The organism is Agromyces humi (assembly GCF_009720255.1).
Lineage (GTDB): Bacteria > Actinomycetota > Actinomycetes > Actinomycetales > Microbacteriaceae > Agromyces > Agromyces humi.
Map to the genome: position 1 here is coordinate 1 of NZ_WJSP02000186.1, position 7,096 is coordinate 7,096.

General features: G+C 70.8%; 3 protein-coding genes. All 3 read left to right on the forward strand.

Annotation, left to right across the window (positions count from 1 at the left end; translation table 11 throughout):
* Positions 1–330 (forward strand): helix-turn-helix domain-containing protein (locus GH736_RS14120; RefSeq protein ID WP_162529564.1); only part of this gene is annotated, 330 nt, incomplete at its 5' end.
* Between the two features lie 138 nt (positions 331–468).
* Complete coding sequence (locus GH736_RS14125) at positions 469–705, forward strand: hypothetical protein (RefSeq protein WP_159604355.1); 237 nt, start codon at positions 469–471, stop codon at positions 703–705.
* A gap of 229 nt (positions 706–934) precedes the next feature.
* On the forward strand, positions 935–7,096 hold a 6,162-nt coding region (gene pulA, locus GH736_RS14130), incomplete at its 3' end, for a pullulanase-type alpha-1,6-glucosidase (RefSeq protein WP_159604357.1).

The window sequence follows — 7,096 nt, forward strand, 5'->3', positions numbered from 1 at the left end:
CTCCTCGACGCGCTCGTGATCCTCGACCGCCTGGGCGCCGCGCCGCTCGCGCGGCGGGTGCGCGCAGACCTCCGAGCCCGCGGCGTGCGGAGCATTCCTCGTGGGCCCTCGAGCGTGACCCGGCGCAACCCCGAGGGACTGACCGATCGCCAGGTCGGGGTGCTCGAACTCCTCGCCGAGGGCCTCACCAACGCGGAGATCGCCGACCGGCTCGTGGTCTCCGTTCGCACGGTGGACAGCCACGTCGCGGCGGTGCTCGCCAAGCTCGGCGTCCAGAGCCGCCAGGACGCGGTGCGCGCCGCCCGAGAGCTCGGCCTGCTCTCGGCATGAACCCCTCCAGCGGCGGGCGATCTCGGTAACCGCTGCGTCCGATCTCGGTAGTCCTCGCCGACGAGCCGACCCGCCACCTCGCCGTAGAACTGGAATGAGCCCGGGAACGGGACGCGAACCACGGATCGAGGGGTCATCATGAACACCGCAGTCATCGGCACCGCAGGCATCGTCCGCCCGTCGGGTGGCGACACCCTGCTCCGGCGCATCTCACGTCGCAGCGGCCTCGCGCTCCTCGCGTGGAGCCGCAGCGCGGAGCAGCGCCACGCCGCACCCACCCGCGAGGAGCTCGCCGAGCTGCACGAGCGGCGGCTGGTCGCCGCGCAGCTGCGCGAGGAACGGTTCCGGGCTGTGGCGCTCGGCCGCCTGTTGTGACCGCTGCGCCACACCCGTGAGAGTCCAGGGCCGACGCGTCACGCGAACGAGGGTCACCGGTTGAGAGCGTTTCCACTCGTCGGTCGGCGAAGACGCCCGAGATGACGCGCCGGCCGCCGCCGGGAGCATCCGCACCTGCCAATCATTGCAAGCGCTTGCATTAACGTGCGTCGGGCTGTAGGTTCGGCAGTCGGTGGCACGCGGTCGTGCCGGGAATCGGGAGTCAAGGATGACGCAACGGGTGCGCGCCCGCGGTTGGTTCGCTGCAGCAGTCACGGGAGCCCTCGCGGCATCCGCCATCGTCTTCGTGCCGGGCCTCGCGGCCGCGGCCGAGGAGCCCCGCACGTTCGCCCTCGTGGGCAGCCTGCAGTCGGAGCTCGGATGCACCGACCTCGGCGCCAACGCCGGCGGCGACTGGGAGCCGGCCTGCGCCGAGACGGAGCTCACCGCCACGGGCACGCCGGGCGTGTACGCCGCCGAATTCACGATCCCGGCCGGCAGCTACGAGTACAAGGTCGCCGTGGACGACGCGTGGGCCGAGTCCTACGGCCTCAACGGCGGCGGCGACAACATCCCGCTCACGGTCGAGGGCGACACCCCCGTGCGGATCGTGTTCGACGACACGCTGAAGCGCGTGGGCCTCGAGGCCACCGGCCTGCGCGGCGCGTACGACGAGGCATCCGACGCCGGCCTCGTCGCCGACCCGGTGCGCCAGCCCGGCAGCGACGAGCAGTTCTACTTCGTCATGACCGACCGCTTCCAGAACGGCGACGCCGCCAACGACCAGGGCGGCCTCACCGGCGATCGGCTGACCACCGGCTACGACCCCGCCGCGAAGGGCTTCTACAACGGCGGCGACCTCGCCGGCCTGCGTTCGCAGCTCGACTACATCGACGGGCTCGGCACGACGGCCATCTGGCTGACGCCGAGCTTCAAGAACCGCCCGGTGCAGGGTGAGGGCGCCGATGCGAGCGCCGGCTACCACGGCTACTGGGTCACCGACTTCACCCAGATCGACCCGCACCTCGGCACGAACGCCGAGCTCGAGGCGCTCATCGCCGAGGCGCACGCCAAGGGCATCAAGGTCTACTTCGACATCATCACGAACCACACGGCCGACGTCATCGACTACGAGGAGGGCGAGCACTCCTACATCGACCAGGCGACCAGCCCCTACCGCGACGCCGACGGCAACGCGTTCGACCCGGGCGACTACGCCGGTGCCGGCGACCCGGCCTTCCCGGCCCTCGACGCCGACACGAGCTTCCCGTACACGCCGACCGTGACGGCCGAGGACGCCGACCTCAAGGTGCCGGCCTGGCTCAACGACCCGACGCTGTACCACAACCGCGGCGACTCCACGTGGGAGGGCGAGTCGGTCACGTTCGGCGACTTCGTCGGCCTCGACGACCTGATGACCGAGCACCCCACCGTCGTCAACGGCTTCGTCGACGTCTACGACGACTGGATCGACCTCGGCATCGACGGGTTCCGCATCGACACGGCCAAGCACGTGAACTTCGAGTTCTGGGAGCAGTGGTCGACGCAGGTGCTCGACTACGCCCACGCGGCAGGCAAGCCCGACTTCTTCATGTTCGGCGAGGTCTACGACGCCGACCCGCAGAAGCTCAGCCCCTACGTGCGCAAGACCGACATGAACTCGGTGCTCGACTTCACCTTCCAGTCGCAGGCCGTGAGCTTCGCGGCGGGCAACTCGGCGAAGAACCTGCAGTCGCTCTTCGCGGGCGACGACTACTACACGACCCCCGACTCGTCGGCCACGGCGCTGCCGACCTTCCTCGGCAACCACGACATGGGCCGCGTCGGCTACTTCCTGCAGGGCACGGATGCTCCGCTGCAGCGTGATGAGCTCGCCCACGAGCTGCTCTTCCTCACGCGCGGCCAGCCCGTCGTCTACTACGGCGACGAGCAGGGCTTCGCCGGCACCGGCGGGGACCAGAGCGCACGCCAGACCCTCTTCCCGACGCAGGTCGCGGAGTACCAGATCCAGCCGCTCGTCACGGGGGAGACGTTCGGCACGGGCGCGCACCTCGCGACCGACGCGCCGATGTACGAGCACATCGCGGCCCTTGCGGACCTTCGCGCCACCAACCCGGCACTGTCGACCGGCGCGCAGATCGAGCGCTACGTCGACAACGGCGCGGGCGTCTACGCCTTCTCGCGGGTCGACCGCACCGAGAAGGTCGAGTACCTCGTCGCGTCGAACAACTCGAACGCCGTGAAGACGGTCGACGTGCCCACCCTCACGAAGGACGGCGCGTTCGAGGTGCTCTACGGCGACGCCTCGGCCGTCACCGCGAACGCCGACGGCGTGGCATCCGTCACCGTGCCGGCCCTCGGCACCGTGGTGCTGAAGGCCGACCGCACGGTCAGCGCGCCCGACGCGGCATCCGCCGTCTCGGTCTCGAGCCCCTCAGCGGGCGCCGGCGTCACGGGCATCGCGCCGGTGGTGGCCGACGTGGACGACGCGACCTGGCAGGAGACGAGCTTCGCCTGGCGCGTGGCCGGCTCCGACGACTGGCACGCGCTCGGCACCGCCGAGGACACCACCCCCCGCGTCTTCCACGACACGGCGGGCCTCGCGAACGGCACGCTCCTCGAGTACCGCGCGGTGTCGACGGATGCCGCGGGCCACCGCTCGGCGGCCAGCACCTACGCCTCGGTCGGCAACGCCGTGAACCTCGTCGAGGAGGAGGAGCCCGAGCAGCCGATCGACCTCGTGACGGTGCCCGGCTCGCACAACTCGGAGATGGGCTGCCCCGGCGACTGGACGCCCGGCTGCGAGGCCGCGAAGCTCACGCTGCGCGCCGATGGCATCTACGCCGGCACCTTCGACGTGCCCGCGGGCGACTACGAGTACAAGGTCGCGCTCAACGGCAGCTGGGACGTGAACTACGGCGCCAACGGCGCACCCGGCGGTGGCAACATCGCCTACAGCCACGACGGTGGCCCGATCACGTTCTTCTGGAACCCCGACACCAAGGTGGTCTCGTCGACCGCCGAGGGCCCCGTCGTGACGGCGCCCGGCAGCTTCCAGTCCGAGATCGGATGCTCCGGCGACTGGCAGCCCGACTGCCTCGCCTCGCTCCTCCAGGACGGCGACAAGGACGGCGTGTACGAGTTCTCGACGACGGCCATCCCGGCCGGCTCCTACGAGGGCAAGGTCGCGCACAACCGCAGCTGGGATGAGAACTACGGCGTCGGCGGTGCTCCGGGCGGCGCCAACTACGCCTTCACCACGAAGGACGGCGAGCTCGTCACGTTCCGCTACACGATCGCCACGCACGTGCTCGTGATCGAGGTGTCGAACCCGCCGCTGCCGGGCGTCGGCCAGTCCAACGCCTACTGGCTGGGTGAGGACACGCTCGCCGTGCCGCCGACGTTCGCCGGCGCCGGTGACCCGAGCGGTTCGACGTACACGCTGGAGCACTCGCCGGAGGCGACCCTCGCGGTCGAGGACGGCGCAGTGACCGGCGGCGACGAGGCCGTGGAGCTCGCCTACGACCCGGCCGGGCTCACCGAAGCCCAGGCGGCGAAGTTCCCGCACCTCGCGGACTACACGGTGCTGCGACCCGAAGGCCTCGACCGCAGCGAGGTGGCGAGCCTGCTCACCGAGCAGCTCCAGGTCGCCCAGCGTCTGGACGGCACCCTGACGGCGCTCACCGGCGTGCAGATCCCCGGTGTGCTCGACGACCTCTACGCCGACGCCGTGGCCTCCGTGCCGCTCGGCGTCGGCTGGAGCGGCGACGCGGCGACCGCGACGCTCTGGGCGCCGACCGCGCAGGCGGTGTCGCTCGAGCGCTGGGATGCCGGGGCATCCGCCGAACCGGAGGTCATCGAGGCGACCTTCGACGACGCGAACGGCACCTGGAGCGTCGACGGCCTCGCCGCCGGCGATGAGTACCGCTGGTCGGTGCGGGTGTACGCGCCCACGACGGGCGCCATCGAGACCAACTCGGTCACCGACCCGTACTCCGTCGCGCTCACCACGAACTCGACGAGGACGGTCGTCGCCGACCTCGACGACGCGTCGCTCGCGCCCGAGCAGTGGGCCGAGACGCCCGCGCCCGTGGTCGACCGACCGGTCGACCGGGCGATCTACGAGCTGCACGTGCGCGACTTCTCCATCACCGACGAGTCGGTGCCCGAGGCCGAGCGCGGCACCTACCGTGCCTTCACGCGCGACTCCGCGGGCACAGCCCAGCTGAAGCAGCTCGCCGACGCCGGCATCAACACCGTGCACCTGCTGCCGACCTTCGACATCGCCACGATCGAGGAGAACCGGGCCGCGCAGGCGACTCCCGCGTGCGACCTCGCCTCCTACGGTCCGGCGTCGGAGGAGCAGCAGGCCTGCATCGACGGCATCCGCGACCTCGACGGCTTCAACTGGGGCTACGACCCGTTCCACTTCCAGGCGCCCGAGGGCTCCTATGCGGTGGACCCGAACGGCGGCGCTCGCGTCAGCGAGTTCCGCGAGATGGTCGGCGCGCTGCACGGCATGGGCCTGCAGGTCGTGCTCGACGAGGTCTACAACCACACCGCGGCATCCGGCCAGGGTGCGAAGTCCGTGCTCGACCGGATCGTGCCCGGCTACTACCAGCGGCTCAACGCGGCCGGCAATGTCGAGACCTCGACCTGCTGCCAGAACGTCGCGACCGAGCACGAGGTTGCCGAGAAGCTCATGGTCGACTCCGTCGTGCTGTGGGCCAAGGAGTACAAGGTCGACGGGTTCCGCTTCGACCTGATGGGACACCACTCCAAGGCGAACATGCTCGCGGTGCGGGCCGCGCTCGACGAGCTCACGCTCGCAGAGGACGGCGTCGACGGGAAGCACGTGTACCTCTACGGCGAGGGCTGGAACTTCGGCGAGGTCGCGAACAACGCCCGGTTCGAGCAGGCCACGCAGGGGCAGCTCGGCGGCACGGGCATCGGCTCGTTCAACGACCGGCTCCGCGACGGCGTGCACGGCGGCAGCCCGGTGGTCGGGGAGTCGCTCTTCGAGCAGGGCTTCGGCACCGGGCTCGCGGGCGACCCCAACGGACGGCCGCTGGCTCGCGACGAGTCCGAGATCCGCACGCTCGGGGAGCAGACCGACCTGGTGAAGCTCGGCCTCGCCGGCAACCTCCGCGACTTCGAGTTCACGGGGTACGACGGCGTGCTGAAGAGCGGCGCCGAGGTCGACTACAACGGCGCCCCGGCGGGCTATGCGGACCAGCCCGACGAGGTGATCAACTACGTCGACGCGCACGACAACGAGACGCTGTACGACCTCGGCGTGCTGAAGCTGCCCGTCGACCTGCCGATGGCCGACCGGGTGCGCATGAACACGCTGTCGCTCGCGACGGTGACCCTGTCGCAGACGCCCTCGTTCTGGCACGCCGGCACGGAACTCCTGCGTTCGAAGTCGCTCGACCGCAACAGCTACAACTCGGGTGACTGGTTCAACCGGATCGACTGGACCGGCCAGGAGTCGACCTTCGGGTCGGGACTGCCGGGCGAGGCCGACAACGGCGACAACTGGGCGGTCATGCGGCCGCTGCTCGAGAACCCGGCGCTCAAGCCCGGGGCGGCCGACATCGCGGCGGCCGAGGCATCCGCGCTCGACCTGCTTCGCGTGCGGAACGAGGTCGACCTGTTGCAGCTCGGCTCGGCGGAGCTCATCGACGAGAAGGTCAGCTTCCCGAACAGCGGCCCCGACGCCACGCCCGGCCTCATCGTCATGAAGATCGACGACCTGGTGGGCGACGACGCCGACCCCGAGCTCGACGGCGCCCTCGTGGTGTTCAACTCGTCTCCCGAGGCGATCACCGAGCAGGTCGACGGGCTCGCGGGCCGCGACTTCGCCCTCACCGACGCGCAGGCGAACGGCGCCGACGCGGTCGTGAAGACCACGGCGTGGGATGCCGCGAGCGGCTCGGTCACCGTGCCGGCCCGTTCGGTCGCGGTGCTGGTCGACGAGCAGGCGCCGCCCGCGGTCGCCACGTTCACGATCGGCGCGCCGAACAAGCTGCTCGCCAAGGCGGGCTCGGCGGTGCACTACGTGGGCGCGGTGCTCGCGGCCGACGGGTCGAAGCCCGTGGGCACGGTCACCATCACCGACGGCTCGACGGTGCTCGCCACCGTGGAGCTCACGGCGAAGGACCGCGGCCGCATCTCGGTGAAGCTGCCGAAGCTGTCGGCGGGCGTGCACGTGATCCGGGCATCGTTCGACGGCGGCGAGGGGTTCAGCGACTCGCGGTCGTTCCCGGTGTACTCCTGCACCGAGGTGCCGTCCTCGGACACCTTCCAGGTTCCGACGGGGACGTCGTCGCGGGCGCGGTCTGGGATCTCCGGGATGCGGTCCTGGAGTCGGCGAAGGATGTCCTTCCAG

Bases quoted from the DNA above. Each gene is read 5' to 3' on its own strand.
- GH736_RS14125 (WP_159604355.1), top strand. From the start codon at position 469: ATGAACACCGCAGTCATCGGCACCGCAGGCATCGTCCGCCCGTCGGGT.